Source organism: Streptococcus mitis (assembly GCF_047464035.1).
In the GTDB taxonomy this organism is placed as follows: Bacteria; Bacillota; Bacilli; order Lactobacillales; family Streptococcaceae; genus Streptococcus; species Streptococcus mitis_DX.
The window spans coordinates 1-20,972 of record NZ_JASHCQ010000006.1; the positions used below are offsets into that span (position 1 = coordinate 1).

Sequence of the window (20,972 nt, forward strand, 5' to 3'; positions counted from 1 at the left end):
AAGTTGATTGAAGCTTTGACCTTGCTTTCTCAATTCATATATTTGAACTTTATCTTCATAAGTTAATTTCATAATAAAACACCCCAAAAGTTAGATTTTTTCTGTCTAACTTTTGGGGTGCAGTTCAAAACGGGTGGTTTTTTGTCTCGCACCTAACGGAGCGAGACGGACTGAAAGTCGCATAAATACAAAAAAGATCGAATTGCTCCGATCTTTTTAAGTTTCACTCCAAGAATGTTTAGATAAAAAATTTGATAATAGAATTACCTACTTCATACGATAAAAATCAATCACTAGACCAGCAGGCCCTTTAACTAATAAGGACTCTGTTCCCCAATCCGTTTCACAAAGACCGTGTAAAATCTCGACACCGATCTCTTTTAAACGTTGGTAATTCTGATTTAGATCCTCAATCTCAATATGAAGAATGATTCCTGACTGAAAATCTTCCAAAGGAATCAAATGATTTTGGGACAACATCAGACAGTGACTGCCAATCGTAAACTGAGCAAAACTGTCATCAACATAATCGGACTTTTTATCCAAAATACGCTCCAAGTCAGCACAGACTTGTGGAACATCGGAAACGATAATATCTAATTGATTTAAATTCATTTACTATCCTCCATAAAAAGACCGGATTGCTCCGATCTTTTTAAGTTTCTCTCTATGAAAATCAAAGAATAAATAAGGTGGAACCAAGTTTGATGGCAAATCTTTGCTCATCAAACTACGAAAAATCCTTTGGGACTTTTTCTAGGCTCCACACTAGATTCCATCATTGAAATTTATGGTTTCAATGATGGAATCGTCGGCAGTAACCTAATAAAGAAGTCTATAAATTTATCTTTAGTTTTCGACGAGAGAAATTATTTAATTGCGCGTGATTGCAATCCTTCTTCTTCCAAGAAGAGACGGAATGGTACGAGTTCTTCTGCTTCGTATTTTTCCTTGAAGGCTTTGATTGCTTCTTCTGAGTGAAGTTTTGGATCCAATTCAAGTACTTCTACTGGAAGTGGACGGTGTGGAGTGATGCGAGCATCGATCACAACAGTTTTACCTTCTTTGTTGAGTTTAACAGCTTCTGCAACAACTGCATCGATGTCTTCGATACGGTCAACTGTAAATCCTACAGCACCTTGCGCTTCAGCGATTTTCGCATAGTCAGCATTAGGGAAGTCACAACCAAACAAGTGTTTGTTTGTGTCTTCGTATTTGTCCTTGATGAAGGCATATTTACCATTTGAGAAGACAACGTTGATAACTGGAAGGTCGTATTGAACGTTTGTGATAACGTCTGGGTAGCACATGTTGAATGCACCGTCACCCATGATGTTCCATACTTGGCGATCTGGATTGTCTTTCTTAGCAGCGATACCACCAGGAAGGGCAATACCCATTGTCGCAAAGAGTGGAGATGTACGCCACATGTTCTTAGGTGTCATGTGAAGGTGACGAGTAGATGTTTGAGTAGTGTCACCTACGTCGATTGAGTAGATAGCGTCTTGATCAGCATGTTTGTTGATTGCATTGTAAACTTGATACAATTGCAATTCACCCTCAGTTTTACCTTCGATTTTGTTCATGTAATCACGCCAGTTTTGGTTGTTCTTAACGTTTGCACGCCACCATGGAGTAGATTCAACTGGGTTCACTTTGTCAAGGATAGCTTTAGCTGCTTGACCTGCGTCACCAAGGATTGAAGCGTCAAGGGCGTGACGTTTACCAAGTTTGTAAGGGTCGATATCGACTTGGATGAATTTTTCAGTGTTCTTGAATGCTTCGTAAACTTCAGCAAATGGGAAGTTTGAACCAAGGAAAAGAACTGTGTCTGCTTCAAAGACCACTTCGTTGGCTGGTTTCCAACCAACACGGTAAGCAGAACCTGTCAAACCTTCATAGTTCCATTCGAAAGCTTCAAAGTTTTTACCAGTTGTGATGATTGGTGCTTTGATTTTACGTGACAATTCAGTAATCACTTCACCAGCTTTCACACCACCGTAACCAGCATAGATAACTGGACGTTCAGCATTGTTCAAGATTTCAACAGCTTTGTCGATTTCAACTTCGTTCAAAGCAGGAGCGATGAATGAACGCTCGTATGAACCTGATCCATAGTATGAGTTTTCGTCGATTTCTTGGAAACCGAAGTTTACTGGGATTTCAACAACAGCTGGACCTTTTTTAGAAACTGCAGCACGGCAAGCTTCGTCAATTACTTTTGGCAATTGCTCAGCGTAAGCTACACGTTTGTTGTATACAGCGATACCGTTGTACATTGGGTTTTGGTTCAATTCTTGGAAAGCATCCATGTTGAGTTCGTTAACTGGACGTGATCCAAGGATTGCTAGGAATGGAGTGTTATCCATAGCTGCATCGTAAACACCGTTAATCAAGTGAGTCGCACCTGGACCACCTGAACCAACTGCAACCCCGATTGAGCCGCCGAATTTAGCTTGCATAACCGCTGCAAGAGCACCTGTTTCTTCGTGACGAACTTGCAAGAAACGGATATCTTTGTCTTCAGCCAAAGCGTCCATCAATGAGCTGAGTGTTCCTGATGGGATACCATAGATTGTGTCTACGCCCCATGTTTTCAATACATTAAGCATTGCTGCAGATGCAGTAATTTTCCCTTGAGTCATAATGATAACTCTCCTTCAAATATTTTTAAATCTACTAAAAAAGGTTTCATATAGTTTTTGAAAACGTTTCAGTAAATTTTTACAATACTAATTTATCACATTTATTTTGACTTTACTAAGAATCTGCTCAGAAGTTTTTATTCTCTATTACAGTACAGTTTGAAAACGTTTTTAGCTTCTGTTTTATAATACTCAATGAAAATCACAGAGCAAACTAGGAAGCTCGCCACAGGTTGCTCAAAGCACAGCTTTGAGGTTGCAGACAAAGCTGACGTGGTTGGAAGAGATTTTTGAAGAGTATAAAAAGCGAGCAAGCCCGCTTTTAGTCTATTTTACTAAAGTTTAGTAAGAGTGAACTGGTCAGAACGGATACAGAACTAAAGGCCATGGCTAGACCTGCCAGTTCTGGGTTGAGAGCCAGTCCAACACCTGAAAAGACTCCTGCTGCAATCGGAATTCCGGCGACATTGTAGATAAAGGCCCAGAAAAGATTGAGCAGAATTCGATTAAAGGTTTTCTTACTCATGTCAAAAGCACGAACCACTCCTAGGAGGTTATTGGTTGTCAACACTAAATCTGCTGACTCGATGGCAATATCTGTTCCAGCTCCCATAGCAATCCCCACATCTGCTACACTAAGGGCAGGAGCGTCATTGATACCATCCCCAACAAAGGCTACTTTGCCAGACGCTTGTAGTTTATGGATTTCATGAGCTTTTTCCTCTGGCAAGACACCTGCAATGACCTCTTCGATTCCGATCTGATCGGCAATGGCACGCGCCACACCAGCATTGTCTCCTGTCAGCATGACTGTTTTAAGACCTCGTTTTTTCAACTGACTGATGGCAAGCTTAGCATTTTCCTTAGGAATATCTTGCAGAGCAAGCAAGCCTTTGATTTCATTCTCAACAGCCAAGAACACAACTGTCTTAGCTTCTTTTTCCAGTTGTTCTAGTTTTTCCTGATAAGTGCTAGAAATATCCATGCCATCCAGCATTTTAGCATTTCCAAGCAAAACTTGTTTTCCATTGATTTGCCCTGAAACACCTTTTCCGTGCAAGGCTTGGAAATTTTCCACAGTGTGAAGCTCAAGTCCAGTTTCAGTCGCTCGCTTAACAATAGCCTCAGCCAATGGGTGTTGAGAAGCTTCTTCCAAGGAAGCTGCCAATCCAAGCACTTCTACTTCGTCGCCGATGATATCTGTGACCACAGGTTTCCCTTCCGTCAAAGTTCCTGTCTTATCAAAAACAATAGTTTGGACTTTCTGGATTTCCTGTAGAACCGTTCCATTTTTGAGGAGAACTCCCATCTTGGCACTGCGACCTGTCCCCACCATAAGGGCTGTCGGTGTTGCAAGTCCCAATGCACAAGGGCAGGCAATAATCAGAACTGCTACTCCATAGAGAAGCGAAGACACAAAGCTCGCTCCAAGCACAACTACACTATCCCTGAGCAAGACGAACCAAACCCAAAAGGTCACAATCCCTAAAATGACAACTGCTGGAACAAAAATCCCTGAAATTTTATCCGTCAAGTCCTGAATCGGCGCACGACTTGTCTGAGCTTTCTTCACAAAATCCACAATCTGAGCCAAAACAGTCTCTGAACCAACTTTTTCTGCTCTAAAAACAAGTGTTCCACTATTATTGATGGTTGAACCAATGACGGTATCTCCAACTGTCTTGTCCACAGGCAGACTCTCACCTGTCACCATAGACTCATCAATACTAGAGATACCTTCTACTACGACACCATCAACCGCAATCTTTTCACCGGGACGCACTCGAATCAGGTCACCTACCTTGACTTGCTCCAAAGGGACTTGAACATAGTTATCCTCACGCAAGACTTCTGCAGTTTTAGCCTGCAAGTCAAGTAATTTCTCCACAGCTTGGGAAGTATTTTTCCGCATTTTCTCCTCAAAAACGGCCCCCATAAGAACGAAGAAGAAGATAAAGGCAGCACTTTCAAAGTAAACGGGGAGACCAGCGAAGAGGGCAACTAAGCTATAGAAATAGGCCACTAGGGTTCCCAGAGCAACCAAGGTATCCATGTTGGCATTGTGCTTTTTAAAACTAGCCCAAGCACTTTGGATATAAGGACCACCTGCTACTAGCATAATCGGTGTTGTGGCTAAAAAGGTTCCCCAACGCATGACTTGGTGACTAATTCCTCCTGTCGACATCCCAATCATGAGGATCACAAGAGGCACAGTAAAGATACTAGTAATCCAAAAACGCTGTAAAAGTGATAGAGATTTTCGAGTCTTCTCAACAACTGTATAACTTCCCTTTTGCATCTTCATACCACAAGAAAATTCATGTTGACCTAATTCTTGAGGGGTAAAACGAATTGTCTTCTCTTCATCCACGCCGATTGGTTCCAAGAGGCCTTCTTCTTCAAACAGAATTTCCTTATAACAGTTTGAAGGTGTCAAACGGTGAAAGGTGATCTCAGCAGGAACTCCTTTTTGCAGTTGAATGTGGGCTGGATGGTAGCCTTTGTCTGCCGTGATACGGATTTTTTGAACACCATTTTCAAGACTTGCTTTTACAATTTCAGTCATATCATTCTCCTATTCTACAATCATCTTACCGTGCATCATATTCATGCCACAAGAGAAACCATACTCTCCAGCCTGCTCAGGCGTGATTTCCACTACATACTCTTCCCCCATAGGCAGGTCCGCATGTACACCAAAATCTGGAAAAACAATCTGATCCAAACAAGGTGAAGGATCCTTGCGATCAAAGACAATGCGGGCTGGCACTGATTTCTTGAGGATAATCAACTCAGGCGTATAGCCCCCCATGACCTCCACTCGAATCTCTTGGTAGCCCTTTTTTTGCTGGGCCTTTTGTCCAGATTTTTCAGGCTTTTTGAAAAACCAAAACAAGATAAACGCGATAAGGGCAATACAAATAATGGTTACAATACTATTTAACATGACGTCTCCTTTACATACAATTACATCTTACTTCTGTCACAGCGTTTGATTTCTTCTCAGAAATCACAGCTTCCAAGTCTTCCAAGTCAGCCTGAGTAAAATCACATTCAGCAATCAAATCAGCCAACAAGTTCTTAATCCTACGAGAACAAACCTTGTCCTTGATATCTTGGACAAGTAAATCCCGACTTTGTTCCAAAGTTAAAAGGGCTGAATAAACAAAGGACTTACCTTCTTTTTTCCTCGTCAGGCACTCTTTCTCAACCAGACGAGCCAAAAGAGTTTGAATGGTCGACTTGGACCAGTCGAACCGCTCCGCTAGAACCCTGATTAAATCCGTACTAGTCTGCTCTCCTTGCATCCAAATAATCTTCATGACCTGCCATTCTGCATCTGAAATCTGCATCATCACACCTCCAAAATCTACATTTGTCAATTACAGTTATTAGTATACTCTTAAAATCTACATTTGTCAACTATGAAATTAATCTTTTTTTCGAAAAATAGAATTTTAATCATTTGAAAAACTATTTGCAGTCAATTTTCACTATATAAACTATAAAAATATGCTATACTAAAGAAAAAAGAAAACAACCACTAGGGGTGCGTAAAGCTGAGATTAACAACTGTTAGACCCTTTGACTCAATCTAGGTAATGCTAGCTGATGGAAGTGGAAATGATAATGGGGACTAGCAGTCTTCTATTGCCTTCCTGAAACGGACTAGCTTGTTCTTAAGAATACAAACTTCAGTTGGTTGGGAGGTTTTAGATGACTTATTTACCCGTTGCTTTGACCATTGCAGGGACTGACCCTAGTGGTGGTGCTGGCATTATGGCTGATTTAAAGTCGTTCCAAGCTAGAGATGTCTATGGAATGGCCGTTGTGACCAGTCTTGTCGCTCAAAATACCAGAGGCGTTCAATTAATCGAGCACGTTTCTCCTCAAATGTTGAAAGCCCAATTGGAGAGTGTCTTTTCTGATATTCCACCTCAGGCTGTAAAAACAGGGATGTTGGCAACTACTGAGATCATGGAGATCATCCAGCCCTATCTTAAAAAGCTGGATTGTCCCTACGTCCTTGACCCTGTTATGGTCGCAACAAGCGGAGACACCCTGATTGATACCAGTGCCAGAGACTACCTAAAAACAAATCTACTTCCCCTTGCAACTATTATTACACCCAATCTTCCTGAGGCAGAAGAGATTGTTGGTTTTTCAATCCATGATCCTGAAGACATGCAGCGTGCCGGTCGCCTGATTTTAAAAGAATTTGGTCCTCAGTCTGTTGTTATTAAAGGTGGGCATCTCGAAGGCGGTGCCAAAGATTTCCTCTTTACCAAGGATGACCAATTTGTCTGGGAAAGTCCACGAATTCAAACCTGTCATACACATGGTACTGGATGTACCTTTGCTGCAGTGATTACTGCTGAACTAGCCAAGGGGAAAACCCTCTATCAAGCAGTCGATAAAGCCAAGGCCTTTATCACGAAAGCCATCCAAGACGCCCCTCAACTCGGTCATGGTTCTGGCCCAGTTAACCATACAAGCTTTAAAGATTAAAAAAACTCTCTAGTTCCTACTTTAAGGGAATTAGAGAGTTTTTATACTCTTCGAAAATCTCTTCAAACGACGTCAGCTTTATCTGCAACCTCAAAGCTGTGCTTTGAGCAACCTGCGACTAGCTTCCTAGTTTGCTCTTTGATTTTCATTGAGTATTAATTAGAAAATAATGTCATCCAACTTTGTCAAAAAGGCTTGCGTTTTTGTCTCTATATCTTCTGCCTGCATCAAATCACGCACTACAGCTACACCAGCTATGCCAGTGCCCATAAGTTGGTCAATGTTCTCCGAAGTTAAACCTCCGATAGCAACTACTGGAATGTCGACCCTTTGGCAAATTGTCTTCAAGGTTGAAATCAGGGTGATGGGTGCATTTTCTTTAGTCGTAGTTGGGAAAATAGCTCCTGTTCCCAAGTAATCTGCTCCCCCTTCTTCTGCCTCGAGGGCTCTTTTTACGGTTTTAGCTGTAACACCGAGGATTTTGTCAGGGCCTAAGACTTGTCGGGTAACCGAAACTGGTAGTTCATCGTCTCCGATATGCAGACCAGCAGCATCAACCGCAAGACAAACATCCAAACGATCATCGATTATCAAGGGTACCTGATAGGCATCTGTTATTTCCTTGACTTGTTTTGCCAGTTGATAATATTGATTTGTTGTGAGATTTTTTTCTCGTAATTGGACTATGGTAACCCCTGAGCGGCAAGCCGTCTCAATCTTTTCAAGAAAACTTTGCAAGGAATCTTGGTAGCGATTGGTTACCAGATATAGTCTAAGTGCTTCTCTATTCATAAACCTCTCCTTTGATGGCATCAAGCCAATTTTCATCTCTTTTTAGAAGCGAGAGATGATTGAGTACTTGGTAACGAAATTCTTCCAATCCCATTCCTTGAACAACGATTCTCTCAGCAGAGATATTGAGATAAGAGACTGCTAAGCAAGAAGCTTCAAAGGCAGTCTTTCCTTGGCTGAGAAAAACGGCTGTCAAGGCTCCAACCAAATCTCCTGTCCCTGTTATCCAGTCTAATTCTGCACAGCCATTTCCCAGTACAGCGACCTGATTCTTCGAAACGATAAGGTCCTTGGGGCCTGTGACTAAGAATGACATACCTGAATAGGTCTGACACCAGTCTTTCAAGACTTGAAGTAAACCCTCAGTTTCTTGATCTTTAGCACTCGCATCGACCCCAACGCCGTGGTGTTTTAAGCCAACAAGACTTCGGATTTCCGACATATTTCCTTTAAGTACCGTAGGTCTATAGTCTAAAAGGTCTTTAACTAAGCTCTTACGAATGGGTGACGCTGATACACCAACCGCATCTACTACCATTGGGAGAGAAGCTTGGTTTGCATAAGTAGCTGCCATACGGATTGCTTTTTCCTTCTCAGCTGACAAATGCCCCAAATTGATGAAGAGTGCCTGGCTTTGCTTAGTAAAATCAAGAACCTCACGGGAATCATCTGCCATAACTGGTTTACATCCCAAAGCCAAAATCCCATTTGCTAGCATCTCACAAGAAATCTCATTGGTAATACAGTGAATTAGGGAAGTCGTTGCCAGAGGAAAAGGATTTGTAAATGCCTGCATCAGTCTATCCTTTCACGAAAGAAATATCCCTGCACTTTTTTAAAGAATTCCTGCTTGATTAAAAATCGAAAGGCAATAAAGGAAATCGCTGTACCGATTAAGGTTGCTCCGAAAAATCGAGGAGTATAGATAAACCAGCTAAGCTTAGCAGCCGATCCTGTAAAGAGAACCATAACAGGATAGGAAACAATAGAACCAATGATACCTGTTCCCAAAATCTCTCCTAGAGCAGAATAGTGAAATTTTCGACCGTACTTATAAAAGAGACCTGCTAGAAGGGCTCCAAAAGTCGCTCCTGTGAGAGCTAAAGGCGGAATCCCTTGAGTCGTCATACGGATAAAAGCTGTCACTGTAGCCATAGCCAAGGCATAAACAGGTCCCATCATGATTCCAGCTAGAATATTGACTACACTGGACATCGGTGCCATTCCCTCAATCCGAAAGATAGGCGTAAGGACTACATCAAGGGCAATCATCATGGATAAAATGGTTAATTTATGAACTTGTAATTGGTGCTTTCTCATGTTTCTTTTATTCTCCTGCTTCTAAAGACTGCAGATCGCTCTTCCATGTCTGGTGTTGGTAAGCCATTTCCCAAAACTTAGCTTCCATATGAACACTGATGTGGAAGGCCTCTAGCATTTTTTGTTTGTCCGTCTCGTCGCTTTCTCGATAGAGTTGATTGACCAGGGCTTCTTCCTCTTTAATCTGCTGTTCTAACTCATCGGTGATATAGGTTTCAATCCACTGTTGATAAAGAGGATTCGGGGATGGGTTGCGATTAAGTGCCTTGCCCAAATCATGGTATAACCAAGGACATGGAAGCAAGCTCACAAAAGCAATGCCCAAGTTTGGCTCTGCAAACTGACGATAAATATGAGAAATGTAATGATAACAGGTTGGAGCAATCGGTTGCTCGTCCATTTCCTGGTCGCTGATTCCCAATTCCTTAAAAAATTGTTTTCGGATAAACAACTCACCCTCCACTAGACTCTGTGCATTTTGTTTCAAGAGTCTTTTCATCTCTTGGTTTGAAGTCTTATCAGCCAAGAGGTGATAGGCTTCTGAAAAAGACTTCAGATAGTAGGCATCCTGAATCAGGTAATAGCGAAAGATGGAAGGTTCCAACGTTCCCTCTTGTAACTGTAGAACAAAGGGATGCTGAAAGGAAGCCTGCCAAGCTTCCTTGGATAATTCCATCGCAATATCTGTAAATTCCATAATAACTCCTTTATAGAAATAAACTGGTTTGAAGCAATAAAAAGAAAAGTAGGTAGATCAATTTTGTTTTTTTAGAAATATAAAAAGTCCGATAGCGATTCTCCAACTGCGCATGTTCGTCATATCCATGAGCAGACAGAGCTCTCAAGTAGAGATGACGCCATCTAAAGACCGTCATCAGAACCTTACTGTAAATCAAGGGAGACCAAACATGCAGTTTTTGACCACGCAGTAAGCACGCTTCCTTGAGGGACTTGATTTCTTGCTGAATGAGGGGAAAGGAATTGAATACCACAATTAAGGCATAGGCCCAAGACCGTGATAACCCCTTTTGAGCCAAGTACAAGAGAAGCTCTTTTAAGGAAATACTAGAAACAAAGACAAGGCCGATACAAACGGTCACAAAGGCCCTCGTTCCAAGCATGACTGCCTGCGAAGCATCTCCATGTAACTGAACTGCCCAGTAGTTGGCAAAGGATGGTAAGATGGCGAGTACGAGCATCCAAGCCAACAATTTAAATCGACGGTGGTAGAGCATGAAGAGAATGCAAAATGCGACTACTGAAAGATTAAGAGCAATCGAAGGAATGAAAGATGTTTCCAAGGATAAAATCAGCAAGAAGAGACTGAGTATCGGTGTCTGGGTTGCTACTTTGATCATACTACCTCACCTCCCCTAGAGTATCATTGTTCAGAGGTGGGAGAGGTTTGCTGATGGTCATGTCTTGGAGATGACCGAGCCCCTGACTAGTCATCTCAATCCAATAATCAACCACAGAGATCAAGGGATCTAAACGATGGCTAATGATCAGAAAACTTCTTCCTTGATTTCTCTCCTCCAGAATCCACTGACAAAAATAATGGCAAGCTCTATCATCCAAACCTGCAAAAGGTTCGTCTAGCAAGATCACAGAAGCCTTGCTAGTCAAGATGGTCAAGAGCTGAAGAATCTTTTGCTGGCCACCACTTAATTGATAGGGGCTCTTATCGAGTGCCTGCTCCAAATCAAAATATCGTAAAGCTTGGAAAATTCGCTGATTTCTTTCAGAATCAGGTCCATCTAATTGAAGTTCCTCTCGCAGACTGACTCGGATAAACTGCTTCTCAGCCTCCTGAACAACACCCGTCAAGTCACGATACAGGCTCTTTTTCTTTTTCAGGACTGTCCCCTTCCAAGTAATACGCCCCTTATACTTTTGAAATTTAAGAATAGACCGAAAGAGGGTTGATTTCCCGACACCATTGTCACCCAAAATACAGGAAATTCCTTGGTAAAATGTAAAATCCGCAATTGAAAAGAGGGAGCGCTTATCCAACTCACAAGTCATTCGGTCCATATGGAATAGTTCTGGGCTAGAAGCAACTCCCTTTGAAGAAACCTGTGTCATCTCAGAGGAAGGAATTTGATTTATTTCCCTTAGTTGCCCGTCTCTTAGCTCCACCATATGGTTGATATAGGCTTCATAGTCCGTTAAATCATGGTCGCACAAAATAACTGTCTTCCCATTAGAAGCCAACTCTTTTAGAATCTCCAATATCTCTATCCTACTCTTGCGGTCAATGGAGGCGAAGGGCTCATCCAAGAGATAGACCCTAGGATTCATAGCAAAGAGAACAGCCAAAGCAGCCTTTTGCTTTTCCCCACCTGATAAGTGATGAATGGGATGGTGCAATATTGCCTTGCAGCGACATTGCTGGACAACCTCTGCTATTTTAGAATCAATTTCCTGAACGGGATGCCCAATATTTTCCAAGGTAAAAATCAACTCCTCAAACAAGCTCTCCATGGTAAATTGATGATTAGGATTTTGAAAGAGAATACCAACCGTTTGGACACGTTCGATGATAGAAAGCTGACTGACTTCTCTCCCATCTATCAGTACTTGACCGCTATAGGGAAGAGAACTGACTTGGGCAATCATTTGAAAGAGACTAGATTTTCCTGAACCACTGCTTCCAACTAACAAGGTAAAGGCTTGCTCATGAAAAGTAAAATCAATCGGTTCCGAAAAAATTGGGGACTGAATCGCTCGTAGTTCCAGCCCCATCTATGCCTTTCCTCCAGCTGCAAACTGATGATAGAGTTTGACAATGGCACGAACCAAGATAGTACAGAAGAAAAAGACGGAAATAAAGCGCACCACAAGCAAGGAAAGCACAAAAGGAAGGGAGAAGGCATAGTAACCTAACTTAATGTATTCATAGACAAAGCTAACAAGCGTAATTCCAATACTATTGGCAGTTAGAGAGAGCCAACTTTCATAGCGATTCTTGGTTACGATAAAACCAAGTTCACTTCCCAAACCTTGAACCAAGCCAGACAAAAGGGCACCTAGACCGAATTGGCTACCATAAAGGACTTCAGCAAGCGCAGCTAGCACTTCTCCAATCGTTGCACTTCCCACTCTTGGAACAAAGATGGCCGCAATGGGCGCAGCCATACACCAGAGACCAAAGAGGATTTCATTGGCAAAGGCCTGTAAACCAAGAGGTGCTAAAATCAGGGTGAGGATATCAAACAGATAGCCTGAACCCACAAAAACACCACCAAAAAAGATAGACAAGAAAGCAAGTAAGATAACATCTTTTAACTGCCATTTTTTCAACATAAAAAAACTCCTTTTTTAAAGAAAAGTGGGGTATTCAATGTGAGCTACCTAAATGCTTTGTATCATCTTCATCCAGTTTCGTAAAAGAAAAAACTCTAATTACAGATAGGAATTAGAGTTCAGCTTACAAGATTAGATGGTTAGTTTCTATAAATACAAAACCATTTCACATTTCCCTTCGCCAGTCTTAACTGTATCAGGTTCAATGGGTATCATCTCAGCCTAAAGCACCCCAAATGTCTTTATTATTTAATTATATAAATATTATAACAAACGATTTTTTCCAGTTCAAGAAATTGAACTGGAAATACAGCAGATCTTTCTTTGGTTAGATCGATACCTATTTTTCACTCATTTCTCGAACAGTTTTTTCTATATTTTTTGCATACGATATTGCTGAAATGATTGAAACACCGTCAACATTGGTCTTCATAATGTCTTTAATATGTTGCGTCTGTATCCCACCAATTGCAACTAAGGGCATTTGTGGCAATAGTTTTCTCATCAATTTAAGACCTTCATAACCTATAGCACCACCAGCATCATCCTTTGACTGGGTATCAAATACAGGACCAACACCAACATAATCTACATATTCAACTTTTGATTGTTGAAATTCTTCCTCGTTTTTTATAGAAAGACCAATTATTTTATCTGGCATCAATTTTCTAATTTCATCAACTCCAAGGTCATCTTGTCCTACATGTACGCCATCAGCATCTATTTCCAATGCCAAATCAATATCATCATTAACTATAAATGGAACATTATATTTTTTACAAAGAGCCTGTAGTTTTATTGCTAGTTCGACTTTTTCTATACCTTTCAGGGCTCCCTCACCTTTTTCACGGAATTGAAATAAGGTTATACCACCTTTTAAGGCTTCCTCAACGACCGTATATAGATCTTTTCCTTGGCAAGTAGTCGTTCCACAAATAAAATATAGTTTTAGTAATTCTTTATGAAACATTTTTCTTCACTCTTTTGAATTTCTTTACATCTTCGTCTGTAATCTCGTATAAGGCATTTATAAATTCAACTTTAAATGTTCCAGGAAGATGCCCATTTGGACGTTTTTCTGCCATTTCTCCAGCGATATTGTAAACCAACATTGCTGTTTCTAATGATTTCAATTCTTGACCTTTTTCTAGTCCGATAAAGCTTGCTACTACAGCACCTAATAAGCATCCTGTCCCAATAACTTTTGGCATCATGGCACTACCATTATGAATCGTTACCACTTCTCCATTTACCGCAATAGCATCCACTTCACCTGTTACTACAATTGGAATATTAAACTTCTCATTTGCTGCTAGAGCAATTTCGTCAATATTATCTACACCCGCACTATCTACTCCTTTAGATTCCACATTTATTCCTACTAAAGAGGCAATCTCGCCAGCATTTCCTCTAATCGCTGCTAGTTTGTAATTGTTAATTAGATCATCTGCTACTTTTTTTCTATATTCTCCTGCTCCACAGGCTACAGGATCTAAAACTGCTGGGACATTATATTTCTCTGCAATTTTCAGAGCAGCTTGGTATAATTTCCAATTTTCATCTGTTAATGTTCCTATGTTTATTAATAAACCACCAGCATACTTTAACAAATCCTCTAAATCTGCTGGAAACTCACTCATGGCTGGTGATGCACCCAGTGCTACTAATCCATTTGCTGTGAAATTTTTTACTACATCATTGGTGATACAAATGACCAAAGGTGCTTTTTCTTTTAATAATTTTAAACTTGTCATATTGAAATCTTTCCTTTTCACTTTATACGATCTACTGATTTCGATTTATCTCTATCTTTCGTTAAGAAATTTTTTTATTTACATTGAATGATTTATGCTCAATGAAAATCAAAGAGCAAACTAGGAAGCTAGCCGTAGGCTGTACTTGAGTACGGCAAGGTGAAGCTGACGTGGTTTGAATTTGATTTTCGAAGAGAATTACCTCATCAAATTTGTAAATATCCTAAACTTTCTCTAGGCATCGTAACCAATATCAAAAAAGGCTAATTCTAAAACGACTGCTTGATTCCAGCGTTGCTGAAGTTCTGTCAAATCTTCTAGACCTTTCCCAACACGATTAAGTTCATCAACCAGAAATTGAACCCACTCTGCAAAGAAAGGACCTCTGTGGAGATTGATCCATTCCGAATGAATGTAGGCTTCAGGTAGAGCCAAATCTTTAGAACCCCAGTCTAAATAGAGACCTTCTGCAATGACCAGCATGACCAAAAGATGTGCATAGTTTGATGAATCCACTGCCGAATACATTAGATCCTGAAAGGCTTTTGTTACAGGATGCAAGGTCACTTCCAGATAATCATTCTCAGATACTTTTAACTCTTTGAAAGCCTTCTGGAAATAACCGTCTTCATCTGCTTCAAGAAAGCCTAGTTGCTTGGCAAAACGAAGCTTGGATTCAAGCTGGTCTGCGTGGGCTACGCAGGCACCCAGCATGGATAAGAAGGCATCAAAGAAGTGATAATCTTGAATTAGGTATTCTTTTAAGACCTTATTCTCAATTGTCCCCGCAAAAAGTTCCTTAACAAAACGATGATTGATTGCAGCCTGCCAATCCTTCTGACTACTTTTTAATAATTCTCCAACAGTCAAACCTGGCTGAAATGCATAGTCTTGTGTTTCCATATTTACTTTTCCTCTCTTTACTCGTTCGTAATCAACAAAACATCAAGAAAATCCTAGTTTTACTTGACCTTTTTAAAGAAAATCAAGGGCGTTCAAGAAGAGCTACCTAAATGCTTTGTATCACCTTCATTCAGCTTATATAAACAAAAAAACTCCAATTACAATCAAGAATTAGAGTTTAGCTTACAAGATTAGATTGTTCATTTCGCCATACGAAAAAACGTTTCACATTTCCCTTCGCCAGTCTTAACTGTATCAGGTTCAATGGGTATCATCTCAGCCTAAAGCACCCCAAATGTCTTTATTATTTAATTACTGGACCAGTATAGCAAAAAATGAAAGCCCTAGCAAGATATTTGACTGAAAAATATATTTATATAGATTTCAATGGTGATTTATTCTTCCTATAGACGAAGAAAAACCTCCACATAAAGTGGAGGCAAGCTATTTTATCAATACAATTTTAAGTCACGAGGGTCAACTGGGAAGGTTGGATTGTATGGGTTGTGACGGAGTTTGAAGTGTTTGACATCTTCAATAGTCTGAGTTCCAGATAACTGCATAACTGTCTTCAATTCTGCATTCAAGTGTTCAAAGACTTGACGCACACCAACACTACCGCCGAGAGCCAAGCCATAGATAACCGGGCGGCCAATAGCTACCAAGTCTGCTCCTGAAGCCAAGGCTTTAAAGACGTGTTGGCCACGACGAATACCAGAGTCAAAGACAATTGGCACACGTTTATCAACTGCTTCAGCTACTTCTTGAAGTGAATCGAAGGCAGCTGGTCCACCGTCGATTTGACGGCCACCATGGTTGGTCACCCAGATACCAGAAGCACCTGCAGCAAGCGAACGTTCAACGTCCTCACGGCATTGTGGTCCCTTGACATAAACAGGAAGTCCTGAGTATTCAGCGATAAATTCTACATCACGTGGAGACAAGCGTTGTTTAGCTGATTTGTAAACAAAGTCCATTGATTTACCAGCACCTTCTGGCAGGTATTCTTCAACAATCGGCATGCCAACTGGGAAGACAAAACCATTACGTTTGTCCACCTCACGATTGCCCCCTACAGTCGCATCTGCCGTCAAGACAATCGCTTTATAACCTTCAGCCTTCACACGGTCCATGATGTGGCGGTTGATTCCATCATCTTTACTAAAGTAAAATTGGAACCAATGAGGTGTCCCTTGAAGGGCTTCCGTAATTTCTGGAAGATCTACAGTAGAGTAAGAGCTAGTTGTGTAAAGAGAACCAAACTCATGCACACCACGCGCAGTCGCCACTTCACCCTGTTCATTTGCCAATTTATGAGCTGCAACAGGCGCCATAATGATTGGTGAAGACAATTTTTCACCTGCAAATTCAATCTCTGTACTTGGATTTTCAACATCACAAAGTGTATGAGGAACGATGAGTTTGTGGTTAAAGGCACGAATATTCTCACGCAAAGTGAAAGTATCTTCTGCCCCACTAGCGATATAGCCAAAGGCTGCTTTAGGAATAACTTGTTGCGCCATTGGCTCCAAATCATAGGTATTGATGAAATCTACATGACCTTCTGCATTGCTTGTTTTGTATGACATAAAATGCCCTCCTTAATAAGTAAGCGTTTACTTTGTATATTACAAAAATATCATAACTCTTTTTTCAAAACTTTTCAAATATTTTGTTTGGAAATTTCATACTTACAATCATTTTACAGAGATAATTAAAAATGATAAACTTTCTTAAGTTATGGAAATTCAAATAATCTTTTCATTTTCTAGTATAAAAAAGAAATCGGGTAATCCTAGTGACTACCTGTTTTTCTATGTTTTAAGCATTTTGCCAATTTTCTTGGTCTTCTTTAAATCGTTTTAGAAGATCGAGCCCTTCTGGTGTGATGTAACCTTCTTCTTGGGCTAGATGGATGAGTTCACTGTAGTTAGAAAGCGTCACAAGTTTGACACCTGCATCTAAGAAGTTCTTATCTGCTTTTGGCAATTGGTAACTGAAAATCGCTACAACTCCAAGCACATCTGCTCCTTCTCGCTTAGCTGCGGCTACGGCTTCAAGAACAGAACCACCAGTTGAAATGAGGTCTTCAACCACTACCATTTTTTGACCTTGAGCTACGCGGCCTTCGATTTGGTTACCAGCTCCGTGGTCTTTTGGTTTGCTACGGATATAGGCAAATGGCAAGTTCATCTTATCAGAAATAATAGCTCCGTGTGGAATCCCAGCTGTTGCAGTTCCTGCAATCACTTCAACCTCAGGAAAGGCTTCTTTGATAGCATCTACAAAACCATTTTCAATGAGGGTACGAGTTTCTGGATAGGCTAGTGTCACACGGTTATCTGTATAAATGGGTGACTTGATACCAGATGCCCAAGTGAAAGGCTCCTCTGGTTTGAGGTAAACGGCTTGGATTTTCAAGAGGTGGCTAGCGATATCTTTAGCAAGTGTCATGGTATTCTCCTTTTATTTTTCTAATCTAGTTCTTTAATTCCAGTCCTGTGTCCATTCATTCTTGATGGCATGATAAGCTGCAACAGGATCTTCAGCTTGGGTAATGGGACGTCCCACTACGATATAGTCACTACCGATTTGATAGGCATCAGCAGGTGTCATCACGCGTTTTTGGTCTCCAACTGCAGCACCTGCTGGACGAATGCCCGGTGTCAGACAGATAAAATCTGGATTGGTGGCCTGCTTGATGAGTTGCACTTCCTGAGCCGAGCAAACAACACCATCTAATCCCGCTTCAGCCGTCTTCTTGGCATAGTGGATCACAGACTCTTGCAGGCTTGTTTGGATATTTTGAAACTCCTGCATCTGAGTTTCTGAGGTTGAGGTCAGCTGAGTAACAGCGATCAATTTAGCTTGGTTTCCAAGGCCTTCACGCGCAGCCTTCATCATCTCTACACCCCCAGCCGCATGAACATTTGTCATATCTACACCAAGCTGAGACAGGACCTTCATGGCTGACTTGACTGTATTAGGAATGTCATGCAGCTTGAGATCCAAAAAGACACTGTGCCCCAGGCCTTTCAAGTAAGACACAATCTCAGGCCCCGTTGCGTAATAAAGCTCCATCCCTACCTTTAGATAAAGGTTTTCTTCTGCTGGAAAAAGAGCTAAGAATTCCTTGACCGCCTCAAAACTAGGAAAATCAAGAGCAATAACTGGACGATGTTCTCGCATAGGTTTCTCCTTTTACCTTTGCTAGTGAGAGAGTCTGGCCACAAGAAGGCACGAAAAAAGGAACCTGCCAACAGCAAGGTTCCACGAAAAATGGGTAGTCTCCACCCTTTCACCGTCTAACCTTAGCTGCCTCTCTGGACTGCTTTAAAGGTTTTTTACTATTCTATTATTTCTACTAGCACTTGTCAAGTAAAAACATGGCAACTAAAGAGCTATAGAAGAAAAGGTAAACCTAGCGACGCGATGAACGTCGGGTCGTTTGGTTTTGATTGCCCTCTTCCTCCAGCTTTTTCCTTTCCTCTTCTAGTTTATTTTGCTGTTCTTCCAGTCTTTTCTTCTCTTCCTCTTTTTGTTTCTTCTCAGCTTCCTTAGCCTCTTGTTTTGCTTTTTCCTCAGCCTCCATAATTAATTTGTCCGCCACAGTGTAACTGTAAATTCCAGCTTCCATGTCAATCACACTCGGTTCTGATAATTGTGGCTTAATCTTACTATAGTAAGGCAGTTTCTTACTCATTTCAGATAGAGGAACCAAGACCTCGTCCGAATCATTCATAGTCAATCGAATTAAATCTGAAGTCACCTTGCTTGGGGCTAGTTCCACCTTCTGGATAGCAGATTTGAGTTCTGGGCTGATTTGAGCAAGTTCTGAGGTAAAGGTCTTGATTTGTTCGCTGTCATTAAAGAGAACTGATATATAAGTTTCTGGCAGACTGACCAAGCTCACAGAACTGGTCTCTAGCTGACCGCTTGAAAGGATTGGATAATGACTTTCTCCAGAAACATAGTAGGCTACAATATCATATTCCTTGACCTTGATAGTAAACTTGGTTGGAAATTGATAGACAAGCTGGGCTGATTCAACCCAATAGTTGGACTTGATCTGCTCTTCATATTTTGCCTTATCTAGCAGAAGGTTAATCGTATAATCCGAATCCTGAATGCCTGAAGCCTGTCGAATATCATCAGCTGTAGTTTGCACTGTTCCCTCAACACGAATATCCTTCATGGTCGCATAAGGACTAAGCAAATAAGCAGAGACAACCAATAAAATCAGACTGAGAAACAAAATCGAGATAGCCCGCCAGATATGAACTCCTGGAATTTTCGGTTTGACCGGTTTTTCCTTCACAGGCTTTTTTTCTATTTTTTTATCCTGTTTATTCTGTTTCTTTGGCTCTTTGGATTTTGGTTCTTCTTTGGGTACTTCTTTTTTGACGTCTTCTGACTCTTCTACTTTTTCTTCAGACTCTTCCTTAGCTGATTCTGGGTCTTTTGGATCAGATTCACTCTCTTGGTCCTCGGTTGCATCTGACTTTTCAGATTTTGAAGCCATTCGAGCTTGTCTTTCCTTTTCCTTCTCCTCAGCTAGGGCCGCCTCTTCTTCAGCCTTCTTTTTTAGATATTCTTGGTTTCGTTTCTGCCATTCTGATAACTCTTTAAATTCTTCGAGGATTTCTTTGCCCTCATTTTTCTTATCTTTTGACATTTACTTTCCTTATGATAAATCTTTTTTCAATAGTTGATAAAAATCTGCTAGAGATTTCAATTCCTTAGAAGCCTTCATCTTAGCTTGATAGTCTTCCTTGTGACTTAGTAAGTGAGAAAGCTTCTCTTCCAAACTATCCAAGGTCAAATCGTTTTCTTGAAGCTCTTCTGCATAGCCTTTTTTTACAAAGTAGGCTGCATTTTCAATCTGGTCACCACGACTAGCTTCACGCCCAAGTGGCACAATAACATGTAATTTTGCCATGGCCAAGAGCTCAAAAATCGTATTGGCACCACCACGTGTCACAACAATATCAGCCAATTCCATCAAGGGTTGATAGAGATTGGTCACATAGTCGACACGAAAAAGATTTTGGCTCAACTCGTTCAGGCTAGAATCTCCAGTTAGATTGATAATATTGTAGCGCTCTGTCAGTTCTTTCTTATGGTCTGTCACCAATTGGTTAAAGACACGAGCACCTGCAGAACCACCGACAAACAATACAGTTGGCAATTTTGGATTAAAGTGGGTTTGAATATCCACCAATTCATCTGGTTCCATAGTTTTTTGATCTGAAACCTTGGTCACTGCTCCCACATGCTCAACCTTAGACAAACTTGAAGCTTGCTCAAAGGTTGAATACATCTTCGTCGCAAATTTATAGGCGATTTTATTGGCCAAGCCCATAGATAGGTCAGATTCGTGAATAAAGACAGGCACTCCTGACACACGCGCAGCGATAACAGGCGGTACTGAGACAAAGCCTCCCTTTGAAAAAAGAGCCTGTGGACGAAGTCGTAACATGATAAAGAGTGACTGGACAATTCCCCAGCCAACTTTGAAGACGTCCAGCATATTTTGCCAAGAGAAATAACGACGCAATTTGCCAGTCGCAATAGAATGGAAGGTGACATCAAGACCCGACTTGAGGATTTCTTGGTGTTCAATCCCACGCTTGTCCCCAATATAGTGAACTTCCCAGCCATCTTCGATAAACTTGGGCATTAACAAAAGGTTGAGAGTAACGTGTCCAACCGTCCCCCCACCTGTAAAGACAATTTTTTTCAT

The 20,972-nt window shown here is 41.0% G+C and carries 21 protein-coding genes, 1 pseudogene and 3 riboswitches; of the genes and pseudogenes, 1 reads left to right on the forward strand and 21 read right to left on the reverse strand.

The annotated features are described in order from the left end of the window. The 6 genes and pseudogenes from QM818_RS03195 to QM818_RS03220 all read right to left on the reverse strand — a co-directional run. Positions 1 to 72, reverse strand: a pseudogene (locus QM818_RS03195) (transposase); the annotation flags it as partial. A gap of 195 nt (positions 73 to 267) precedes the next feature. Continuing rightward, complete coding sequence (locus QM818_RS03200) at positions 268 to 615, reverse strand: VOC family protein (RefSeq protein WP_001052641.1); 348 nt, start codon at positions 613 to 615, stop codon at positions 268 to 270. A 254-nt stretch (positions 616 to 869) separates the two neighbouring features. Next, complete coding sequence (gene spxB, locus QM818_RS03205; protein WP_033681403.1) at positions 870 to 2,645, reverse strand: pyruvate oxidase; 1,776 nt, start codon at positions 2,643 to 2,645, stop codon at positions 870 to 872. Positions 2,646 to 2,967: 322 nt separating this feature from the next. Then, positions 2,968 to 5,211, reverse strand: a complete 2,244-nt coding sequence (locus QM818_RS03210) for a heavy metal translocating P-type ATPase (RefSeq protein ID WP_000136345.1) — start codon at positions 5,209 to 5,211, stop codon at positions 2,968 to 2,970. A gap of 9 nt (positions 5,212 to 5,220) precedes the next feature. Beyond that, positions 5,221 to 5,592: a cupredoxin domain-containing protein gene (locus QM818_RS03215; protein WP_000935055.1), complete on the reverse strand. Its 372-nt coding sequence runs from the start codon at positions 5,590 to 5,592 to the stop codon at positions 5,221 to 5,223. 10 nt (positions 5,593 to 5,602) lie between these two features. Further along, on the reverse strand, positions 5,603 to 5,998 hold the full coding sequence (locus tag QM818_RS03220; protein WP_261080764.1) for a CopY/TcrY family copper transport repressor: 396 nt from the start codon (positions 5,996 to 5,998) through the stop codon (positions 5,603 to 5,605). A gap of 183 nt (positions 5,999 to 6,181) precedes the next feature. Then, positions 6,182 to 6,279, forward strand: a riboswitch (TPP riboswitch). A gap of 83 nt (positions 6,280 to 6,362) precedes the next feature. Between QM818_RS03220 and thiD the strand changes: the two genes are divergently transcribed. Further along, positions 6,363 to 7,154, forward strand: a complete 792-nt coding sequence (gene thiD / locus QM818_RS03225; RefSeq protein WP_261080759.1) for a bifunctional hydroxymethylpyrimidine kinase/phosphomethylpyrimidine kinase — start codon at positions 6,363 to 6,365, stop codon at positions 7,152 to 7,154. Positions 7,155 to 7,313: 159 nt separating this feature from the next. On the opposite strand, the gene thiE (QM818_RS03230) is transcribed toward thiD, so the two are convergent. The 15 genes from thiE (QM818_RS03230) to QM818_RS03300 all read right to left on the reverse strand — a co-directional run bounded on the left by thiE (QM818_RS03230) (position 7,314) and on the right by QM818_RS03300 (position 20,972). After that, complete coding sequence (gene thiE, locus QM818_RS03230; protein ID WP_020903488.1) at positions 7,314 to 7,946, reverse strand: thiamine phosphate synthase; 633 nt, start codon at positions 7,944 to 7,946, stop codon at positions 7,314 to 7,316. Beyond that, positions 7,939 to 8,742 (reverse strand): hydroxyethylthiazole kinase, encoded by an 804-nt coding sequence (thiM, locus tag QM818_RS03235; RefSeq protein WP_020903489.1) that lies wholly within the window; start codon positions 8,740 to 8,742, stop codon positions 7,939 to 7,941. The genes thiE (QM818_RS03230) and thiM (QM818_RS03235) overlap by 8 nt, the downstream gene beginning before the upstream one ends. Beyond that, positions 8,742 to 9,266: an energy coupling factor transporter S component ThiW gene (thiW, locus tag QM818_RS03240; protein ID WP_414299907.1), complete on the reverse strand. Its 525-nt coding sequence runs from the start codon at positions 9,264 to 9,266 to the stop codon at positions 8,742 to 8,744. Before thiW ends, thiM (QM818_RS03235) begins: the two co-directional genes overlap by 1 nt. A gap of 7 nt (positions 9,267 to 9,273) precedes the next feature. Beyond that, positions 9,274 to 9,963, reverse strand: a complete 690-nt coding sequence (gene tenA / locus QM818_RS03245; RefSeq protein ID WP_414299908.1) for a thiaminase II — start codon at positions 9,961 to 9,963, stop codon at positions 9,274 to 9,276. A gap of 10 nt (positions 9,964 to 9,973) precedes the next feature. After that, a complete protein-coding gene (locus QM818_RS03250) occupies positions 9,974 to 10,624 on the reverse strand; it encodes an energy-coupling factor transporter transmembrane component T (RefSeq protein WP_084946965.1) in 651 nt (216 codons plus the stop codon). Position 10,625: 1 nt separating this feature from the next. Next, entirely contained in the window at positions 10,626 to 12,011 is a 1,386-nt protein-coding gene (locus QM818_RS03255) for an ATP-binding cassette domain-containing protein (protein WP_084946968.1), read from the reverse strand. Further along, positions 12,012 to 12,572, reverse strand: coding sequence for an ECF transporter S component (locus QM818_RS03260; protein WP_000915275.1), 561 nt, complete (start codon positions 12,570 to 12,572; stop codon positions 12,012 to 12,014). A gap of 156 nt (positions 12,573 to 12,728) precedes the next feature. Next, a riboswitch (TPP riboswitch) is annotated at positions 12,729 to 12,817 on the reverse strand. 95 nt (positions 12,818 to 12,912) lie between these two features. Next, the gene (gene thiE, locus QM818_RS03265; RefSeq protein ID WP_000468570.1) at positions 12,913 to 13,542 is read right to left on the reverse strand and encodes a thiamine phosphate synthase; all 630 of its coding nucleotides are present in this window, start codon (positions 13,540 to 13,542) and stop codon (positions 12,913 to 12,915) included. Next, positions 13,532 to 14,326, reverse strand: a complete 795-nt coding sequence (gene thiM, locus QM818_RS03270; protein ID WP_000202461.1) for a hydroxyethylthiazole kinase — start codon at positions 14,324 to 14,326, stop codon at positions 13,532 to 13,534. The genes thiE (QM818_RS03265) and thiM (QM818_RS03270) overlap by 11 nt, the downstream gene beginning before the upstream one ends. Before the next feature lie 234 nt (positions 14,327 to 14,560). Next, positions 14,561 to 15,229, reverse strand: coding sequence for a TenA family protein (locus tag QM818_RS03275; RefSeq protein ID WP_000449832.1), 669 nt, complete (start codon positions 15,227 to 15,229; stop codon positions 14,561 to 14,563). Between the two features lie 215 nt (positions 15,230 to 15,444). After that, a riboswitch (TPP riboswitch) is annotated at positions 15,445 to 15,533 on the reverse strand. 148 nt (positions 15,534 to 15,681) lie between these two features. Beyond that, the gene (gene lctO, locus QM818_RS03280) at positions 15,682 to 16,818 is read right to left on the reverse strand and encodes an L-lactate oxidase (RefSeq protein WP_000120714.1); all 1,137 of its coding nucleotides are present in this window, start codon (positions 16,816 to 16,818) and stop codon (positions 15,682 to 15,684) included. 232 nt (positions 16,819 to 17,050) lie between these two features. Further along, positions 17,051 to 17,683: an orotate phosphoribosyltransferase gene (gene pyrE / locus QM818_RS03285; RefSeq protein ID WP_261080753.1), complete on the reverse strand. Its 633-nt coding sequence runs from the start codon at positions 17,681 to 17,683 to the stop codon at positions 17,051 to 17,053. A 33-nt stretch (positions 17,684 to 17,716) separates the two neighbouring features. Next, a complete protein-coding gene (gene pyrF, locus QM818_RS03290) occupies positions 17,717 to 18,418 on the reverse strand; it encodes an orotidine-5'-phosphate decarboxylase (protein ID WP_261080752.1) in 702 nt (233 codons plus the stop codon). Positions 18,419 to 18,650: 232 nt separating this feature from the next. Then, positions 18,651 to 19,904 carry a cell division protein FtsQ/DivIB gene (locus QM818_RS03295; protein ID WP_020903496.1) on the reverse strand — a complete coding sequence of 418 codons (1,254 nt, stop codon included), beginning with the start codon at positions 19,902 to 19,904 and terminating at the stop codon, positions 18,651 to 18,653. Between the two features lie 9 nt (positions 19,905 to 19,913). After that, positions 19,914 to 20,972 (reverse strand): UDP-N-acetylglucosamine--N-acetylmuramyl-(pentapeptide) pyrophosphoryl-undecaprenol N-acetylglucosamine transferase, encoded by a 1,059-nt coding sequence (locus tag QM818_RS03300; protein WP_261080751.1) that lies wholly within the window; start codon positions 20,970 to 20,972, stop codon positions 19,914 to 19,916.